The organism is Sphingobium sp. OAS761 (assembly GCF_024168485.1).
Taxonomy (GTDB): Bacteria; Pseudomonadota; Alphaproteobacteria; order Sphingomonadales; family Sphingomonadaceae; genus Sphingobium.
The window spans coordinates 191,966-209,681 of sequence record NZ_JALJVY010000007.1 but is presented as its reverse complement, the minus strand read 5'-3'; the positions used below and the strand labels follow the sequence as shown (position 1 = coordinate 209,681).

Here is a 17,716-nt window from a genome sequence, read left to right as displayed (position 1 = left end):
GCGAGGCTCTGCCAAGGGGCCTAGCCATGATTGAGCGTCGCAAGCAACGGATAAGCGATGCGTTCGGCGCAGCGGTCGAGCGGTATGAAGATCATGCCGGGCCACAGCGATTTGCCGCCCGGCTGGTCGCCGACCTGGCCTACAGGCAACGGCCCGACCATGTAGGCCATATTCTGGAAATCGGGTGCGGAACGGGCATCCTTACCCGCGACATTCAGGCGCGTTGGCCCGGAGCCGATCTGATGGTGACCGACCTGTCGCCCGCGATGCTCGCCAGGGCGTCTTCCGGGGGGCTGGTCGCGGGCACTTTCCTGACTATGGATGGTGAGGCGCCGGGTTTCGACGGGGAATGGTTCGACCTCATCCTTTCCAGCCTGGCCTTCCAGTGGTTCGACGATCTCCATAGCGCGATCGCCCGTCTTGCCGGATTGCTGCGCCCGGGCGGCAGCCTGATTTTTTCCACCATGGGGCAGGGGAGCTTTGCGCGCTGGCGTGCCGCCCATGCGGCCTGCGGCCTTGGCGTCGGAGTGCCGGACTATCCCGGCCTGGACAAGCTGCGCACTATGCTGGCGCGCTATGACGATGCTTTCGCCTTCGACGAGGATTATCCGCTCGCTTGCGGCGGCGCGCGCGGGCTGGTCGCGCATCTGAAGGGCATCGGCGCGGTGGTACCGAGCGAGGGCCGCAAGCCGTTGCCGCCGGGGGACTTGCGCCGTGTGATGGCTGCCTTTGACGATGCGGGCGGGGAGGATGGCTATCAGTTGCTGTTCGGCCGCGTGACGCGGGCGCCGTCAACTCACTTCCCGTAAAGGATCCGCACCTTGTCGGCGGCTTGCCTGGCCAGGACACGCGCCTGATCGGCAGTGTCGGCTTGCGCCAGTGCCACGCCCATGCGGCGCCAGGGACGCGTCGCCGGCTTGCCGAAAAGGCGGACGTCGACTTGCCCGCCGGGCGTCGCCAACGCGTCGGCCACGCCATCGTAACTGAATTCCACCGATTCGCGGTCCGCCAATATCACGGCCGAGGCGGAAGGACCGCGCAGCAGGATTTCGGGTAGCGGCAGGCCCATTATGGCGCGGGCGTGCAGGTCGAATTCGCTGAGATTCTGGGACATCAGCGTCACCATGCCGGTGTCGTGCGGCCGGGGTGACAGCTCGGAGAAGATCACGTCTTCGCCCTTCACGAAATATTCGACCCCGAAAATGCCGTAACCGCCCAGATTGTCGACGACCTTGCGCGCCATGTCCTGCGCGGCGGCGAGCGCGGCGTTCGACATGGGCGTGGGTTGCCAGCTTTCCTGATAGTCGCCGCGTTCCTGCCGGTGGCCGATCGGCGGGCAGAAATGCACGCCGTCGCGGGCGCGGACGGTCAGCAGGGTAATCTCATAGTCGAAGTCGATGAATTCCTCGACGATGACCCGCTGCCGGTCGCCGCGCATGTTCGCGACCGCATAATTCCACGCGGTATCCAGTTCATCGGCGGACCGGACGGTGGTCTGTCCCTTGCCGGATGAGGACATGACCGGCTTGATGACGCAGGGCAGGCCTGTATGCGCCGCGCCTGCCAGCACTTCGTCCAGCGTTTCGGCATAGCGATAGCGGGAGGTGCGCAAACCGAGTTCCACGGCGGCGACTTCGCGGATGCGGTCGCGGTTCATCGTCATGATGGTGGCGCGGGCGGAAGGGACGATGGTGACGCCGCGCGCCTCGAAATCGGCCAGGACTTCGGTGCGGATCGCCTCGATTTCGGGCACGACAAAGTCGGGCCGATGCTTCTCGATCGCCTGCGCCAGCAGGTCGGCGTCGAGCATCGGGAAGACTTCGCACCCGTCTGCCACCTGCATGGCGGGTGCACCCGCATAGCTGTCGCATGCAATGACCTGCGCGCCCAGCCGCTTGGCGGAGATCACGAACTCCCGGCCCAGTTCGCCCGAACCGAGGAGGAGGATCTTCGCCGTGAAGGCCATCTTAGAGCTCGGCGTCCATCAGCGCGGGGAAAAAGCCTTCATGCGCGCTGCGCAGGTCGGCCAGCGCGACGCCGGCGACCTTGTCCCCGCCGGTCGTGCCGATGCGGACTGCGCCCGGAATCTCGACGCCTGCCGCCGCAGTGACGATGTAGCGGCCCTGATCCTCGCCAAATGCGCTCGCGGTGGTGAGCGCAATGGCCAGCTCCGCGCCGATCTTCCCGGCCAGCGCCATTTCGGTCACGGCAACGATCAGGCCGCCGTCAGAAACGTCGTGCACCGCATTGACCTTGCCTTCTGCGATCAGCGCGCGCACGGCTTCTGCGTTGGCGCGCTCGGCGGCCAGATCGACCTTGGGTGCCTCGCCCGCTTCACGGCCCGCAATTTCGCGCAACCAGATCGACTGGCCCAGATGCGTTCCTTCCCCGCCGATGACCCAGATTGCGTCGCCCGCATTCTTGAAGGCGATAGTTGCCATCACGTCGACATTCTTAAGCAGGCCGATGCCGCCGATCGCAGGCGTAGGCAAAATGGCCGAGCCGCCGCCGGTCGCCTTCGATTCATTGTAGAGGCTCACATTGCCCGACACGATCGGGAAGTCGAGCGCGCGGCAGGCGTCGCCCATGCCTTCCAGGCAGCCGGTGAACTGTGCCATGATTTCGGGGCGCTGCGGATTGGCGAAGTTCAGGCAATTGGTGACCGCCAGCGGCGTCGCGCCCACCGCCGAGATGTTGCGATAGCATTCCGCGATTGCCTGCTTGCCGCCCTCATAGGGATCGGTATAGCAATAGCGCGGGGTGCAATCGGTGCTGATCGCAATGCCCTTTTGCGACCCATGGACGCGCACCACCGCTGCGTCGCCGCCGGGGCGCTGCACCGTGTCGGCGCCGACCATGTGGTCATATTGCTCCCAGATCCAGCGGCGCGAGGCGATGTCGGGGCAGCCCATCAGCGCGACGAGGTCGGCGCCGATGTCGGTGCTCTCGGGCAGGTCGCCCAGCGGTTTCACGCCTGACCAGGCCTTATACTCGTCCCTCGGCATGGCCGGGCGGTCATAAAGCGGCGCGTCGTCGGCCAGCGGCGCGAGCGGGATATCGCACACCGTCTCGCCCTTGTGGATCAGCACCATGCGGCCGGTGTCGGTCACATGGCCGATGACCGCAAAGTCCAGTTCCCATTTGCGGAAAATCGCCTCGGCGAAGGCTTCGCGGCCAGGCTTCAGAACCATCAACATGCGCTCCTGGCTTTCGGAGAGCATCATTTCATAGGCGGTCATGCCGGTTTCGCGCTGGGGCACATCGTCCATGTTGAGCTGGATGCCGACGCCGCCCTTCGACGCCATTTCGACGCTGGAGGAGGTGAGGCCCGCCGCGCCCATGTCCTGAATGGCGACGATGGCGTCCGACGCCATCAGTTCGAGGCACGCTTCGATCAGCAGCTTTTCGGTGAAGGGGTCGCCCACCTGCACCGTCGGGCGCTTGGCGTCGGCGTCGTCGCCGAAATCGGCGCTGGCCATGGTCGCGCCATGGATGCCGTCGCGGCCGGTCTTCGATCCCACATAGACGATGGGGTTGCCGACTCCGCTGGCGGCCGAATAGAAAATCTTGTCGGTGTCGGCGACGCCCACGGTCATGGCATTGACCAGGATGTTGCCGTCATAGGCGGGATGGAAATTCACTTCGCCGCCCACGGTCGGCACGCCGACGCAATTGCCATAGCCGCCGATGCCGCGCACCACCCCGCTGATGAGGTGGCGCATCTTCGGATGGTCGGGCCGCCCGAAACGTAGCGCGTTCATGTTCGCGACCGGCCGTGCGCCCATGGTGAACACGTCGCGCAGGATGCCGCCGACACCCGTCGCCGCGCCCTGATAGGGTTCGATATAGCTGGGGTGGTTGTGGCTTTCCATCTTGAAGATCGCCGCCTGCCCGTCGCCGATGTCAACGACGCCGGCATTTTCTCCCGGACCGCAGATGACTTGCGGTCCTTGCGTCGGCAGCTTCTTCAGATGGATTCGCGAGGATTTGTAGGAACAATGCTCCGACCACATCACCGAAAATATGCCCAGTTCAGTCAGGTTGGGTTCCCGCCCGAGCGCATTCAGGACGCGCGCATATTCTTCAGGACTGAGGCCATGTTCAGCGACGACGTCCGGGGTGATCTGGGTGGCGGTGCTCGACATGAGCGCGCCTTTAGCGAGGGCGCGATGGAATCACAATGGAAAGGCTGCGCCCGCGAAAATTCATGGCCGGATGACAAAGAAAAGGGCCGGTCCCCCGAGGGAAGCCGGCCCGGTTATTCCAGAAAATTGATCGCAGGCTCAGACGTGGCAGGCCTGTGCGCCCTTGCCGGGAACGGTGATCGTCACATCATCGCCCGATCCGCTGACATCATAGCCGCCCTCGGCGGTAAAGGGCTGGCCGGCCTCGGGCGCCGACAATTTGGTCGGCGAGCCGTTCTTGTCGGTGCGCAGGTTGGCCGTCTTGTCGTCGCTCATGAAGTCGACGAAGATCAGGCTGTTGTCCTTGCAGCGATATTGCTTGGTCGCCTTGACCGAAGGCGGCAGCTCGACCGGCGCGGCGTTAGCAAGTTCCGCAGCCATGGGATCGGCGGGGCCGCCCACAACTTCAGGCTCGTCACTCTTGTTACAGGCTGAGAGCAGGCCGAGGGTCGCGGCGGCGATCATGGGGAGATAATATTTCATAGCGATCCTTTTATGTGCATGTGCAACATGATGCGTCAACGCAAAAACGCCATCTTTCCGCCATGGCCGTTGAATTGGCGGTATGACGTCATGATGACCGTCCGCAGGCAGCTTGTCGAACGGCTCTGCTCTTGACCGGGGGCGTGGCGGCGGCCAATGCAGGATCATGGCCGAGGACAGTCCGCAAATCGATCCCGCAAACCTCTCCTTCGAGGATGCGCTCCGTGCGCTCGAACAGATTGTGCGCCGTCTGGAAAGCGGCGATGTGCCGCTGGACCAGTCCATTTCGCTGTATGCGCAGGGCGAGGAACTGCGCAAGCGCTGCGCGGAACGGTTGCAGGCGGCCGAAGCGCGGATCGCGAAACTGACGGTCGACGCAGGCGGGGCCGTCACCGGCACCCAGCCTTTCGACGCGGGCTGACGCGCGATGGGCGAGGGAGGGGAGGCTTCCGCCACCCGATTGGTGCTGCAACGGGCTGCCGGCGTCGCAGCCGACATAGATGCCGCGTTCGACCGGCTGCTCGCGGTTCCCGAAGATGGACGCGACAGGCTCTACCAGGCGATGCGTCACGCCGCGATCGGCGGCGGAAAGCGGTTGCGTCCGCTGCTGGTGCAGGCCGCGAGCGACCTGTTTCACATATCCCGCGACTCGGCGCTCCGCGTCGGTCTGGCCGTGGAATGCATCCACGTCTATTCGCTGATCCACGACGATCTGCCGGCGATGGACAATGACGACATGCGTCGCGGCAAGCCGACGGTGCACAAGGCGTTTGACGAGGCGACGGCTGTTCTGGCGGGGGACTGCCTGCACGATCTGGCCTTTCAGGTTCTGGCGGATGAGGAAACCCACCCCGACCCTTTCGTGCGCATCGAACTGGTGAAGGCGCTGGCATATGCCAGCGGACCGGCCGGCATGGCGGGTGGACAGATGATGGACCTGGAAGCGGAAAGGACCCGGTTCGACCTGCCCACCGTTACGCGCCTCCAGCACATGAAAACCGGCGCCCTGATCGCCTTCTGCGTTGATGCAGCGGCCATCATGGCGCGCATTCCTGTCGATGCGCGGACGCGGTTGCACGGTTATGCGCGCGACATCGGCCTTGCCTTCCAGATTGCCGACGACCTGCTCGACGTCGAGGGCAATCCCGATCTGGCTGGCAAGGCATTGGGCAAGGATGCGGCCGCGGGGAAGGAAACCTTCATCTCCCTTCTGGGCGTCGATCGCGCGCGGGAGCAGGCGCACATGCTGGTGGATCAGGCCAAAACGCACCTGCACGGCCATGGCGAGGAAGCCGATCTGTTGCGCGCCATTGCAGACTATATCGTGGAAAGGGACCGCTAAGCCATGACCAAGCCGCGCGTGGGTGTTTACCCCGGTACTTTCGATCCGATCACGCTGGGGCACATGGATATCATCCGGCGCGGGGCCAAGCTGGTCGACAAGCTGGTCATCGGCGTGACCACGAACATCGCCAAGTCTCCTATGTTCTCCGACGAGGAGCGGCTGGACATGGTTCGGCGCGAATGCACGGACATCGATGCCGACATCGTCGTCACCGGTTTCAACTCTCTGCTGATGGACTTTGCCGAATCGCAGGGGGCCAATGTCATCATCCGTGGACTTCGGGCGGTTGCCGACTTCGAATATGAATATCAGATGGCGGGCATGAACCAGCAGATCAACAGCCGCGTCGAGACGGTTTTCCTGATGGCGGACGTGTCGCTGCAACCCATCGCATCGCGTCTGGTCAAGGAAATCGCGCTATATGGCGGGCCTATTCGCAAATTCGTCAGCCCCGCGATCCGTGCCGAGGTGGAGGCACGGGTGGCTGCGGTCGGCCGCAAGGGACAAGGCTGAAGGGTCGGCTCAGCCTGCGTTCAGTTGCCAATCGCGAACAGGGCGTTATCAGGGCTGCAAACACCCGGTGCAGATGTTCATTTTGAGGAAAGCGTCATTCATGCGTCTTAACTGCGCGTTCAAGACCGTTGCGATCGGCTTCGCCCTGTCGGTGTCCGGTGTGGCCTTCGCCCAGGGCGGGGGCGGCAAAGCCGAGGAACTCAAGAAGGCGGAGGCGGCCGCGCGCGCGCAGGAAAATGTCAAGTCGCTGGGCACCGATCCCGCGCTCAAGCTGCCGCCGGCCACGGTTCCGGCCGATCCCGAGAATATCTGGGACCTCGACCTGTCCAGCGGGGGGCGCGTGCGTATCCAGCTCCGGCCCGACATAGCACCCAATCATGTGGAGCGGATCAAGACGCTGACGCGCCAGGGTTTCTACAACGGGCTGAAGTTTCACCGCGTCATTCCCGGCTTCATGGCGCAGGGCGGCGACCCCAAGGGAGACGGGACGGGCGGATCGAGCCTTCCCGACCTGCCGGCCGAATTCAATCCGATGCCGCATCTGCGCGGGACCGTGTCGATGGCGCGCGCCCAGAGCGACGATAGCGCGAACAGCCAGTTTTTCATCCTTTTCCTGCCGCGGATGCAGCTCGACAAGAAATACACCGTCTTCGGTCGCGTGATCGAGGGGATGCAATATGTCGATGCCATCGCCCAGGGTGAGCCGCCGGCCAATCCGACGGTGATCCTCCAGGCATCGGTGGAAAGCGACGGCAAGCCGCCGGTGACCGCGCCGCTGCCTTCCACCGCGCCGGCCGCCCCCGCGATCCTGCCGTCCGGGCCGCTCAGCCCCACCGGGGAATAAGGTCGCGCGCCTGCGCACCCGATAGTCATGCGCGTCGATCTTTTCGATTTCGATCTGCCTGCGGAGAATATAGCGCTCCGGCCCGCCGATCCCCGCGATTCGGCGCGCTTGCTGCTGGTCCCGGGGGGCGGCGCTTTTGCGGATCGCGTCGTGCGCGATCTTCCTTCGTTGCTGCGGGCCGGCGATGTGCTGGTGTTCAACGACACCAAGGTGATCCCCGCACAGTTGGAGGGCACGCGCGGCGAGGCCCGGATCGGCGCGACCCTGCACAAGCGGCTCGGGACGCGCGATTGGCAGGCCTTTCTTCGCAATGCGAAGCGGGTGCGCGCCGGTGACCGGATCGACTTCGGGTCGGACGTGACGGCGATTGCCGGTGCGCGCGATGCCGATGGCGGCGTCACCTTGTCTTTCGAAGGTGACGAGCCGGTCGAGATATTGCTGGAAAGGGCGGGGCGGATGCCATTGCCCCCCTATATTGCCAGCAAGCGTCCGGCCGACGAGCGCGATCTGAGCGATTATCAGACGATGTTCGCGCGTCAGGAAGGGGCCGTCGCTGCGCCGACTGCCGCGTTGCACTTCACGCCGACGCTGATGGCGGCACTCTCAGATGCGGGTATCGTGACCGAAACGCTGACCCTGCATGTGGGGGCGGGCACGTTCCTGCCGGTGAAGGCGGACGATACCGACGATCATCGCATGCATGCCGAATGGGGGTGCATCGATTCCGACGCAGCGGACCGTTTGAACGCGGCCCGATCTGCTGGCGGTCGCGTAATCGCGGTGGGGACGACCTCTCTGCGGCTTCTGGAAAGTGCCGCCGATGAAAATGGCGTCATACGCCCCTTCGAGGCCGACACCCGCATCTTCATCACGCCCGGTTATCGGTTCCGGGCGGTGGATGGGCTGATGACCAATTTCCACCTGCCCAGGTCGACGCTGTTCATGCTGGTCAGCGCACTGATGGGGCGGGAGCGGATGCAGGCGGCCTATGCCCATGCAGTCGCGGGCGGCTACCGCTTCTACAGCTATGGGGATTCCAGCCTGCTTCTTCCCTGATGCCGCTCAGTTCCGACCCACGAACAGAAACGCCACCGCCGCCATGATGCAGCCGAACGCGGCGAAATGGCGCCAGTGCAGCGGTTCGCCCAGCACTGTCACCATGAACCCGCCGAAGATGATGAGCGCGATCGCTTCCTGCGCAACCTTGAGCTGTCCCGCGGTCCAGCCATGGGCGTAGCCGATGCGGTTGGCCGGTACCGCCAGGCAATATTCGAACAAAGCGATGCCCCAACTGATGAGGATGACGAGGAGGATCGGCTTTTCCATCCCGCCCTTGAGATGCCAGTACCAGGCGACGGTCATGAACAGGTTGGAGACGATCAGGAGCAATATGGTGGGCATGGCGCGCTCGGCAGGGGGAAGGCGCTGCTGTAGGGCCGGCCGCATCGCGAAGGCAAGCGCGCATGAAAGGCCCGGCGTCTCCACCGGGCCTTTCCGATCCTTGGGAAGAGGTATTACCGCTCGCGCCTGCCGTAGCCTGGTGCTGGTGCTGCCGGCATGGCTCTGACTGCTCCAGCCACCGCGCTCCCCGTCGCGACCGCCGAACATGGCGCCGACAGCGGTGGCCGGTCACCCTTCCGGTCGAAGGATGACCCGGTGCTTGTCATTCTCCGAAATGATATCGCAAGCTGAGGCCATACATGCGCGGCTCGCCATAGATGCTGGTGACATAGCCCAGAGACGTGCTGTAACCCGGCGCGCTGCTGATGCGATATACCTTGTTCGTCAGGTTGGTGCCGAAGATACGGGCATCCAGTCTCGTTCCCATGATCCCGTTCCATTCCACGCCCGCACCCAGCAGCCCAAAGGATTCCAGCCGGCCGAACGGTTCGTCCGCAGGGGTCGAGGATGGTGTCTGGTACCGCGGTCCCATCCAGCTATAATTGATCGAGAATGCCAATATGCCCGCGACACCGGGAAGGGGCTTTTCGTATCGGCCATTCACGCTGAACTGGTTTTTGGCCACGTTGGAAAACGGAATGCAGTTCAGGTCGACAATGTTCGGGCCGGCCGGCGTCAGCGTCACGGGACCGTTGCAGGTATCCTTGACCGGTGCGAGCGGGTCGAACGCCACGCCCAGCTTGTAGTCGGTATATTTGCCCTTCGTATAGGCATAGTTGCCGCTGATCGTGACATCGGGGAACGGCTTGATACTGGCTTCCAGTTCGATGCCGCGGATGCGGGCGCCGCCGATATTATAGGTGATTTGACCTTGGTCCAGCCCGGTTTGGGGGTTCGCGCTGGCCACCGCATCCCCGAATGCGCGCTGAATATTCTTATAGTCGAGATTGTAGGCGTTGAGATTGAGACGGACGGGCATGGCGCCCAGGCGAAAGTCGGTTTTCATGCCGATTTCGTAGCTGCGGACATGTTCGGGCTGATAGGTCAGCCCTTCGGCCCTGACGGCAAGGAAGTTGAAGCCCCCGCTTTTATAGCCCTTGCTCGCCTTGCCATAGAGCAGGATGCCGGACGTTACCCGATAATCCAGTCCGACATTCCAGGTGAAGGCGGAACTGTCGAGCGAAGCCGTTGCGAACGGAATATTGTAGAAGCTGGGCGCGGATCGGGACCCGCGTGTTTCGTCCCAGGTCTGCCGCCCTCCCAATGTTACCTTGAGGTCCTTCAACGAAGGCGCGAGCAGGCCCAGGTCGATGCTGGTCTGGCCGTAGACTGCCTTGCTCCGGGTACGGACGGCAAAGGCGGTAGTTCCGAATGTGGCACCGTTGTAACTTCCGATGCCTTGCGGGCCCTGCGGCCGGACATAGGAATAGAAGCCGCCCAGCACGAATGTCGCCTGGTCGTCGAACAGCCGTCCCTGAAGCTGCGGTTCGGCCGTTACCTGGCTAAGGTCGGTTATGCGCGTCGCCGTCCCGGCGACGTAGCTGTCCGCCGGAAAATCGGCGGGCATGGCCGTTCCCGCGCGCGGGGGGAGAACATATCCGGGCACTTGTCCCAGCACGGGAAAATAGGACCCGTCCAGGTCCCAGGCATAATTTTGCGTCATGCGCTGATAGCTGACGATATTGCGGAATGTGAGCGAACTGGACAGGTCGACGCTCAGCGTGTCGATGAGGCCCCAGACTTCAAGCTTTTCGAACTGGTCGTTGTTCAGGGATACACGACGCGGTCCCATGGCCTGCTGACGGGCCAGATAGGCAGCCACGTCCGCGTTTGGCAAAGGCAGGAACGTACCGTTGCCGCCATAGGCGTTCGAAATCAGGTTGATCAGCGAAGTGCCATTGGGTCGCACCGCGGTCAGCACCTGACCGGTGCCGTTGTTGTGGGCGTTGGTATAAAAAGCCTGAAAATAGTTTTCGACGCCTTCGGCCGGCTTCCACACGACCCCCAGCCGGACGTTGGTATAATGCCTGTCGTCATAATCCTTGCCGGCATATCCAGAGCGGGCATTGTCGACGCCGGGCAGGTTCGCGATGCCGGTGTTGCGGAAATTGCCGGGCAGCAGCATTCCCGGCAGAACCGCTGTGGTGAAGCCCGGGCCCTGAAAGGGCAGGGACAACTTTAAATCGTCGACACCTACGTCGCGCGTGAAGCCGTTACGGTCGACCTGATTAAATCCGACGCGCACGAACAGCCGATCGGGAACAACCGGTGCGTTCACGACCGCCTCAAATTCTCGGTCACGATAATTGCCGATTTGCGCAGACACATAACCTTCCGCGCGGTCTACCGGCTTCGTCGGCGAAATCAGCAAGGCACCGCCCGTTGTATTGCGGCCGAACAAGGTCCCCTGCGGTCCGCGCAGAACCTGAACGGACCCCACGTCGAAAAAGGTGCCGGGACCGCCCTGGTTGCCAATAGCCGCGCCCGTGATCAGCGGCACTTCGTCAAAATATTTGACCACGCCTGGCGCGGCCAGACTGGTCTGACCCTGACCGCGAATGGTAACGGCTTCGGCGCTGCGCTGGGTCGCGTTGGGGCCGACCACGACTGAGGGGATCTTGCTCATCAGGTCCTGGCTCGACACGACGCCCTGCTGGCGCAGTGCGTCAGCGTTCAGCACGGTGACGGCGATGGGCACGCGCTGGCCGCTTTCCTCGCGCCGATTGGCAGTCACTACGATGTCGGCAATGCCCGCTTCGCCATTGCCGGCCGCTTCCTGGGTCGTTTGCGCGGCGACGGGTATCGCTGCGCCTGTCATGACGGCGGTCAGGCACACGCCAGACACCATAAAAGTCCTGAATTTCATTAACTTCCTCCCCGAGTTTCGTTCTTCTGCCCTGGTTGGGCAGGGCCTTGTCCCGCTATTTCCGACGGACTGCGACATGCCGGATTTCACCCGGGAATTCCGATGGACCGCCGTAATCGACGACCGGCGCGCCGGTATCGCGGCCCGTATCGAATGTCTCTCCCAGGCCAGCCATGAACAGCGCCGTTCGGCCGATATCGCCTTGCGCCACGATGGCATTGTCGACGCTGATGGTCATGAACCCGCCCCGCATCATGCCGCGCGATCTGAAATCAAACCGAAGATGCGATGGCCCCGCCTTCAGGGGGACGGAGCCCGCTACCCGATAGCTGTCGCCTTCTTGCTGGGACGCGGCGTGCACGACGGTCGGCCGCCCCTGGTCGAGGTAGAAGGACCAGCCGCCGAACAGGCTGCCGGTAGCGACGATGGCGCCGCTCGCACCGTCGTTCGGAACGACAATGTCGGTATCCAGTGTCCATGATCCTATACCCAGCGCCGGCGCGGCCGGTTGCGCCACGCTGATGCCGGCGCCCCAATAGTCATAACGGTTGCGCGGCGGGGCGGGCACGGGTCCCGACCGGGTAAGCCGGTCGTCCAGCGGATATACATTGTTCGCCCTGGCCTGCGCGGCCCACGCGCGCTGCATGTCCGCAAGCAGATCGCGATGCGCTGCGGAAACATCCTTCGATTGGCTGAAGTCGCTTCGCAGATCGTACAGTTCCCACCGATAGTCGGCCGGCGAATTTGCTGTACCGACGGGGGTCCACGGGAGCCGGGCCGGTACCGTGTTCGCCCACCATCCGTCGCGGTACAGCGCGCGATTGCCCAGCATTTCGAAATATTGGGTGCGGGGCCTTTCCTTCGCGCTGGCTGCAAAACTGTACGCCAGGCTGACCCCGGCAAGCGGCTGCTGCGTTACCCCGTCCACAGAGGAGGGCGCGGGAATTCCCGTAACTTCCAGGATGGTCGGCACTATGTCGACGACGTGGCCGAATTCCGTGCGAACGCCACCTGTCTCGCGGATCTTTTCCGGCCAGGATATGACCATGCCGTTGCGGGTTCCGCCAAGATGCGACGCTATCTGCTTTGTCCACTGGAATGGTGCGTTGGTCGCCCAGGCCCAGCCGACCGGGAATAATTGATAGCTGCGCGGGCCACCCATCTCGTCGATTGCGGCGATCTTGCTCTCGGCACTCTCCTTGACCCCGTTCGCCATGGTGCCAAGTTCGTTCATGGACCCTTCCGGGGTTCCTTCGGCACTCGCGCCGTTGTCGCCTTCGATGAAGATCACCAAAGTGTCCTCGGCGACGCCCATGCGCTCCATTTCGTCCAGCAGCCGCCCGATCTGGGCATCCTGATATGCCAGCATCGCCGCATAGACCTCCATCATCCGCGCATCGGCCCGCTTTTCGTCGGGCGACAGGCTGGACCAGGCAGGAATGGCGCTGGGGCGTGCCGTCAACCGCGTCCCGGGCGGCGCGATCCCGGAGGCGATCTGACGCTTCAGGCTGGCTTCGCGCAGTGCATCCCAGCCCGCGTCGAAATGGCCCTTGAACCGGTCGATCCAGGCCTTGGGTGCCTGATGCGGTGCGTGCGCGCTGCCGGGGGCCAGATACAGGAAAAACGGCTTGCCGGGTGCTGCGGCCTGTTGCTGGTGCAGCCAGTTGACAGCATCGTCGACCAGCAGATGATCCAGCGTCTCTCCCGGCGGAGGCTGGTCGGCGACGGCTTCATGCCCGCGATACAGGCGGGGCTGCCATTGGTTGGTATCGCCGCCGATGAAACCGTAGAAATGTTCGAAGCCCAGGCCCGATGGCCACAGGTCGAACGGTCCTGCCGGCCCCTGGTCGCTGGCAGGAACATTGTGATGCTTGCCGATCCATGCGCTGTTGTAGCCGTTGGCCGTCAGGATCCGGCCGATCGATGCCGCGCTGCGGGGAATGCGGCCGTCATATCCGGGATAGCCATCCGCCGAATCGGTCACGATGCCGCTATGTGCCGCCTGTGCATTGCGGCCCGTCAGCAAGGCTGCGCGCGTCGGCGAACACATTGCGGTCGTATGGAAGCGGGTATAGCGCAGCCCATTTCTGGCCAGGCGGTCCAGATTTGGGGTGGGGACCGGCCCACCAAAGGTACTGGCGGCAGCAAAGCCGACATCGTCGGTCAGCACCAGCAGGATGTTGGGCGCCCCCGCAGGCGCGGTCACCGGCCTGTGTGGCTGGGGAGGATCGGTATCGCGATATGTTTCGCCCAAGCGTCCGGAATAGGCCGGTGAACTTATCGGCAAACTCGTGCGATCGGGTTCCGCTGCCTGGACGGTGGCCAGCGAAAGGCCCGCTGTCGTCCACAACGCCGTAAACCGGCTCCACCTGCGCATCCTGTCCTCCCTGATATTTTCGAGCACAGTACAGTATGGTATCGTATCGGTCAACTTGGTTGCGTCCAGCGCCGATGCAACCGATAAGCGCGAGCATGGTTGTGTCGGGAGCAGTCGAGAAGCGCGCGAGCGGGCCGCAACCCTCATCGCTCGACGCGATCCTGGATGCGGCGAGCAGGGAATTGCTCGCACATGGTTTCGATGGGATGAGTGTGGAGCGGATCGCTGCCGGCGCTCGGGTCAGCAAATCCACGATCTACGGCTTCTTTGCGTCCAAGGCGGAGATATTGGAAACCACGGTGGACCATGTGACCGCGCGGGCCAATGTGGCGGTGGGGCTTCCCAGTCTGGCGGGCGACATGTCGACCGACCTTGCCGAATTGGCCCGGTGGGTGCGGTCGGTGACATTATCCTCCGAAATGATAGGCCTTTATCGCGTCAGCATCGAACTGGCGGCTCGCCTGCCCGAGCGGGCGGACGCGATTCACGCGCTCTGGAAAAGCAGAGCCGGTCCCTTGCGGGATTTTTTCGACACGCAAGTGCTGACGGGGCTTTCGCGCGATGTCGACATATCCTTTTTCCAGACCGCGTTCGGTTTCGTGTCGATCAACGGCCTTTGGGACGTGGTTGGCCTGCCCATGTTGACCGGACCGCTTGAGCAGGCGTGGCTGGAATCAGTCTCGACATTGTTCCGCCGGGGGTACCGGGCGCGCGCTGGCGTATCGTCGCACCGCGATGGCTTGGCACTGCCGCAGATCGATGTGGACGACATGTCGGATCTTTATGACCGTCGCAGGTCGGCGGGGATGCGCCTGTCCCGCGACCAGTTCGAGGATCTGTTGCAGACATGCGTCGATATTTTCCTGGAGCACGGATATTTGCGGGCAAGTCTCCAGATGATTGCGGACGCGACCGGCGTTTCGAAAATGACACTCCTGCGCCAGTTCAGGAGCAAGGAAATCCTCTTTGAACAGACGATGCTCTGGCATGCTCAGAGATTGTACGACGCCCGCAAGCCTTTGGCGCTGTCGGGCGATGTTCAGGAGGCCCTGCGCGCCGCTGGGCGGATCTTGAACATGCGGTTCAGGGACCATGACAATATCAAGCTGCTTCGCTTGGCCGTAGCCGAGGCGCAGAGGTTCCCAGCCCTTTGTTCCGGCATCTATGCCTTGAGCCGGCGCGGGGAAATCGCGGCGTTATCGCGCAAATTCGATGAAGCGCGGCGCGAAGGATTGCTGTGCGTGGATCATGTCGACTTTGCGGCAGAACAGTTTCGCCTGCTCTCGATCCGCGGAAATCAGGCGCTTTTCCGGGAAAGCATGTCCGCAGGCGGCATGTCGCCGTCGGTCGAGATCGACGCCGTCCGCATTTTCCTCAATGGCATGGGCAACGTCGGCGTCGGTTAGGCGAAGTATCCGGCCATGACGGACGTCGCTGCCGGGCGGTCCGAAGCCGGAAATGGAAAAGCGGTTTGTCGCGATCCAGCTTGCCAGACTGACGGCGACAGGGCCGTGTCAGGGCCGGGTTGCGTTGTCGGCCTGACTTTCAGGGTCGGTCAGGACGTCTTTCTGGCTCGGGACGAAAACATGCAGGCTGTCGAGCAATTTTTCGGCGATCCCCTGATATTGTTCGCTCAGCATTTCGGGGTAGACGAAGGTTGCGGTGACGATCGATCCGTCCGGCCGTCGCAGCAGGCGAACCGCGACATTGTTGCCTTCGCCGTCATTGGCCGTGCCGCGATATTCGTTTTCGCCCACGAAATCGCCGTCGACGCCTTCGGCGCCGCTGCTCACCGCCTCCACGATCTGCTGCAACGTCTGGTCGTCGTTGTTTTTCTGCCAGAATATGCGGACGTCCGCGCCCGCGCCGGGATCCTGATAGACGATGCCGTCGGCGTTGCTGGCCTGTTCGTCCTTGCGCCATCCTTCGGGCAGCGTCACGGAAAACCCACGCTCCTGATTGACGTAGGTCCGATTTTCAGGCTCGTCGGCGGCCTGCGTATTCGCGATGGCATTGGCTGCGGCGGCATTGGCCGCGGCCGCCAGCTCTTCCTGGGTCGGCATGTCCGCTACGGGTTCGGCACGGCCGCATCCAACGAGCAGCAGGGCGGGGAGGCACGCGACGATCAGACCATGTTTCATCCCTGATCCAAAGCATAGGCGGAACGAGATTTCAACGTCGTAACCGCACGGGCACGGTGGCCGGTTCAGGCCGCGCTGTCGATTCCCAACTCCGCCAGCTTGCGGTAGAGCGTCGAACGCCCGATGCCGAGCCGGCGCGCAACCTCTGTCATGCGTCCCCTGTAGTGCCCGATGGCGAGGCGTATCACATCGGCCTCTATCTCCGCGAGCTGGCGGACATGGCCGTCGCCCTCGAACAGGGTGATGCCGGCGCCGTCACGATGCGGATGCGCGCTCGCATGCGGCCGCAGCGCGACCGGTTCGGCGGCCTGTCCGGCCGCGATCTGGGTCGCGATCTGCGGGAAATCCTGGGGCGTGAGCGCATCGCCCTCGCATAGCACCGCCGCGCGGAACAGGGCGTTCTGCAACTGGCGAACATTGCCGGGCCAGGGGTGCTTGATCAACAGTTCAAGCGCCTCGTCGGTCAGGCCCAGGCTGCGCAGTCCGGGCTGTCCCGCGATGCGGGCGAGCAGATGACGGCACAGGGCGGGGATGTCGCCCGACCTTTCGCGCAGTGGCGGCACCGTCAACTGCACGACATTCAGCCGGTAATAGAGGTCTTCACGGAAGCGGCCGGCTTCTATCTCCTCCGACAGGCGCTTGTTGGTCGCGGCAATGACGCGAACATCGACGTGGAGGGGGCGACGGGCACCGATCGGTTGCACTTCACCGTCCTGAAGGACGCGAAGCAGCTTCACCTGGGCGTCGAGCGGCATCTCGCTGACTTCGTCAAGGAAGATGGTGCCCATGTCGGCTGCGGCGAATTTGCCCACATGGCGGTCGAAAGCGCCGGTAAAGGCGCCCCGTTCATGGCCGAACAGTTCCGATTCGACCAGATTTGCGGGAATGGCGCCGCAATTGACGGTCACCATCGCCTGCCGGTAGCGGGGCGAGGCCGCGTGAATTGCGCGCGCGATCACGTCCTTGCCCACGCCGCTTTCGCCTTCGATCAGGACAGGGACGCGCGCGCGTGCGGCTTTGGCCGCAATCGCCAGCGCGGCACGGAATTGGGGTGCGGACCCGACAACATCCTCGAATGACAGCGGTGCGGTGATCTTTTCCGTCAACGGACGCAGTTCGCCGCGCGCCGCTTCGTCGGCCAAGGTCGCGTTGAGCGCCGCGAGCAGACGGTCGGGCGCAATGGGCTTCGACAGATAGTCCGTCGCGCCCGCCCGCATGGCATCGACGGCAACGGCCACACTATTATGCGCGGTCAGGATCAGGATGGGTAGCGCAGGGCGACGCGCTCGGATTTCGCGGATCAGGCCGGACGGTTCATAGTCCGGGCTCCACTGATCCAGCAGCACCGCATCCAGCATCATGCCGTCTTGCGTGCCCAGCATCGCTATGGCGGTTTCGCCGTCGCCCGCGAAGACGGTGCGCCAGCCGGCGCGCGCGGCGAGCGCCGACACCAGCCGTCTCTGCGCCGGTTCATCGTCGATCAGCATCAGCATCGGTACGCCCTCGCGCGCCATTCCTACCCCTCGATTGCCACAGGCGGATGACGCTAGCGCGCGCCGGTA

The 17,716-nt window shown here is 63.7% G+C and carries 15 protein-coding genes; 7 read left to right on the top strand and 8 right to left on the bottom strand.

What is annotated here, in order from left to right; all coding sequences use genetic code 11:
* Positions 1 to 26 precede the first annotated feature (26 nt).
* Positions 27 to 809 (top strand): methyltransferase domain-containing protein, encoded by a 783-nt coding sequence (locus J3E64_RS11440; RefSeq protein WP_253342899.1) that lies wholly within the window; start codon positions 27 to 29, stop codon positions 807 to 809.
* Here the strand turns inward: J3E64_RS11440 and purT are convergent.
* The 3 genes from purT to J3E64_RS11425 all read right to left on the bottom strand — a co-directional run bounded on the left by purT (position 797) and on the right by J3E64_RS11425 (position 4,667).
* On the bottom strand, positions 797 to 1,966 hold the full coding sequence (gene purT / locus J3E64_RS11435; RefSeq protein ID WP_253342896.1) for a formate-dependent phosphoribosylglycinamide formyltransferase: 1,170 nt from the start codon (positions 1,964 to 1,966) through the stop codon (positions 797 to 799). The two genes, J3E64_RS11440 and purT, sit on opposite strands and share 13 nt — an antisense overlap.
* 1 nt (position 1,967) lies before the next feature.
* Positions 1,968 to 4,145 (bottom strand): phosphoribosylformylglycinamidine synthase subunit PurL, encoded by a 2,178-nt coding sequence (gene purL / locus J3E64_RS11430; protein WP_253342894.1) that lies wholly within the window; start codon positions 4,143 to 4,145, stop codon positions 1,968 to 1,970.
* A 138-nt stretch (positions 4,146 to 4,283) separates the two neighbouring features.
* A complete protein-coding gene (locus J3E64_RS11425) occupies positions 4,284 to 4,667 on the bottom strand; it encodes a hypothetical protein (RefSeq protein WP_253342892.1) in 384 nt (127 codons plus the stop codon).
* Positions 4,668 to 4,833: 166 nt separating this feature from the next.
* Here J3E64_RS11425 and J3E64_RS11420 point away from each other — a divergent pair, with 166 nt between their 5' ends.
* The 5 genes from J3E64_RS11420 (at position 4,834) to queA (ending at position 8,425) form a co-directional block, all read left to right on the top strand.
* The gene (locus J3E64_RS11420; protein WP_253342889.1) at positions 4,834 to 5,088 is read left to right on the top strand and encodes an exodeoxyribonuclease VII small subunit; all 255 of its coding nucleotides are present in this window, start codon (positions 4,834 to 4,836) and stop codon (positions 5,086 to 5,088) included.
* A gap of 6 nt (positions 5,089 to 5,094) precedes the next feature.
* Positions 5,095 to 6,009: a polyprenyl synthetase family protein gene (locus J3E64_RS11415; protein ID WP_253342887.1), complete on the top strand. Its 915-nt coding sequence runs from the start codon at positions 5,095 to 5,097 to the stop codon at positions 6,007 to 6,009.
* A gap of 3 nt (positions 6,010 to 6,012) precedes the next feature.
* Positions 6,013 to 6,525, top strand: coding sequence for a pantetheine-phosphate adenylyltransferase (coaD, locus tag J3E64_RS11410; RefSeq protein WP_253342885.1), 513 nt, complete (start codon positions 6,013 to 6,015; stop codon positions 6,523 to 6,525).
* Between the two features lie 100 nt (positions 6,526 to 6,625).
* A complete protein-coding gene (locus tag J3E64_RS11405; RefSeq protein ID WP_253342883.1) occupies positions 6,626 to 7,369 on the top strand; it encodes a peptidylprolyl isomerase in 744 nt (247 codons plus the stop codon).
* A 27-nt stretch (positions 7,370 to 7,396) separates the two neighbouring features.
* On the top strand, positions 7,397 to 8,425 hold the full coding sequence (queA, locus tag J3E64_RS11400; RefSeq protein ID WP_253342881.1) for a tRNA preQ1(34) S-adenosylmethionine ribosyltransferase-isomerase QueA: 1,029 nt from the start codon (positions 7,397 to 7,399) through the stop codon (positions 8,423 to 8,425).
* Positions 8,426 to 8,431: 6 nt separating this feature from the next.
* On the opposite strand, the gene J3E64_RS11395 is transcribed toward queA, so the two are convergent.
* The 3 genes from J3E64_RS11395 to J3E64_RS11385 form a co-directional block, all read right to left on the bottom strand.
* Positions 8,432 to 8,770, bottom strand: coding sequence for a DMT family protein (locus tag J3E64_RS11395; protein WP_253343023.1), 339 nt, complete (start codon positions 8,768 to 8,770; stop codon positions 8,432 to 8,434).
* Between the two features lie 262 nt (positions 8,771 to 9,032).
* On the bottom strand, positions 9,033 to 11,636 hold the full coding sequence (locus J3E64_RS11390; RefSeq protein WP_253342879.1) for a TonB-dependent receptor: 2,604 nt from the start codon (positions 11,634 to 11,636) through the stop codon (positions 9,033 to 9,035).
* Between the two features lie 55 nt (positions 11,637 to 11,691).
* The gene (locus J3E64_RS11385; RefSeq protein WP_253342877.1) at positions 11,692 to 14,013 is read right to left on the bottom strand and encodes an arylsulfatase; all 2,322 of its coding nucleotides are present in this window, start codon (positions 14,011 to 14,013) and stop codon (positions 11,692 to 11,694) included.
* Between the two features lie 95 nt (positions 14,014 to 14,108).
* Here J3E64_RS11385 and J3E64_RS11380 point away from each other — a divergent pair, with 95 nt between their 5' ends.
* Positions 14,109 to 15,419: a TetR/AcrR family transcriptional regulator gene (locus J3E64_RS11380; protein WP_253342875.1), complete on the top strand. Its 1,311-nt coding sequence runs from the start codon at positions 14,109 to 14,111 to the stop codon at positions 15,417 to 15,419.
* Between the two features lie 108 nt (positions 15,420 to 15,527).
* On the opposite strand, the gene J3E64_RS11375 is transcribed toward J3E64_RS11380, so the two are convergent.
* Positions 15,528 to 16,154, bottom strand: coding sequence for a hypothetical protein (locus J3E64_RS11375; RefSeq protein ID WP_253342873.1), 627 nt, complete (start codon positions 16,152 to 16,154; stop codon positions 15,528 to 15,530).
* Positions 16,155 to 16,219: 65 nt separating this feature from the next.
* Positions 16,220 to 17,668 (bottom strand): sigma-54 dependent transcriptional regulator, encoded by a 1,449-nt coding sequence (locus tag J3E64_RS11370; RefSeq protein WP_253342871.1) that lies wholly within the window; start codon positions 17,666 to 17,668, stop codon positions 16,220 to 16,222.
* Positions 17,669 to 17,716: the final 48 nt, after the last annotated feature.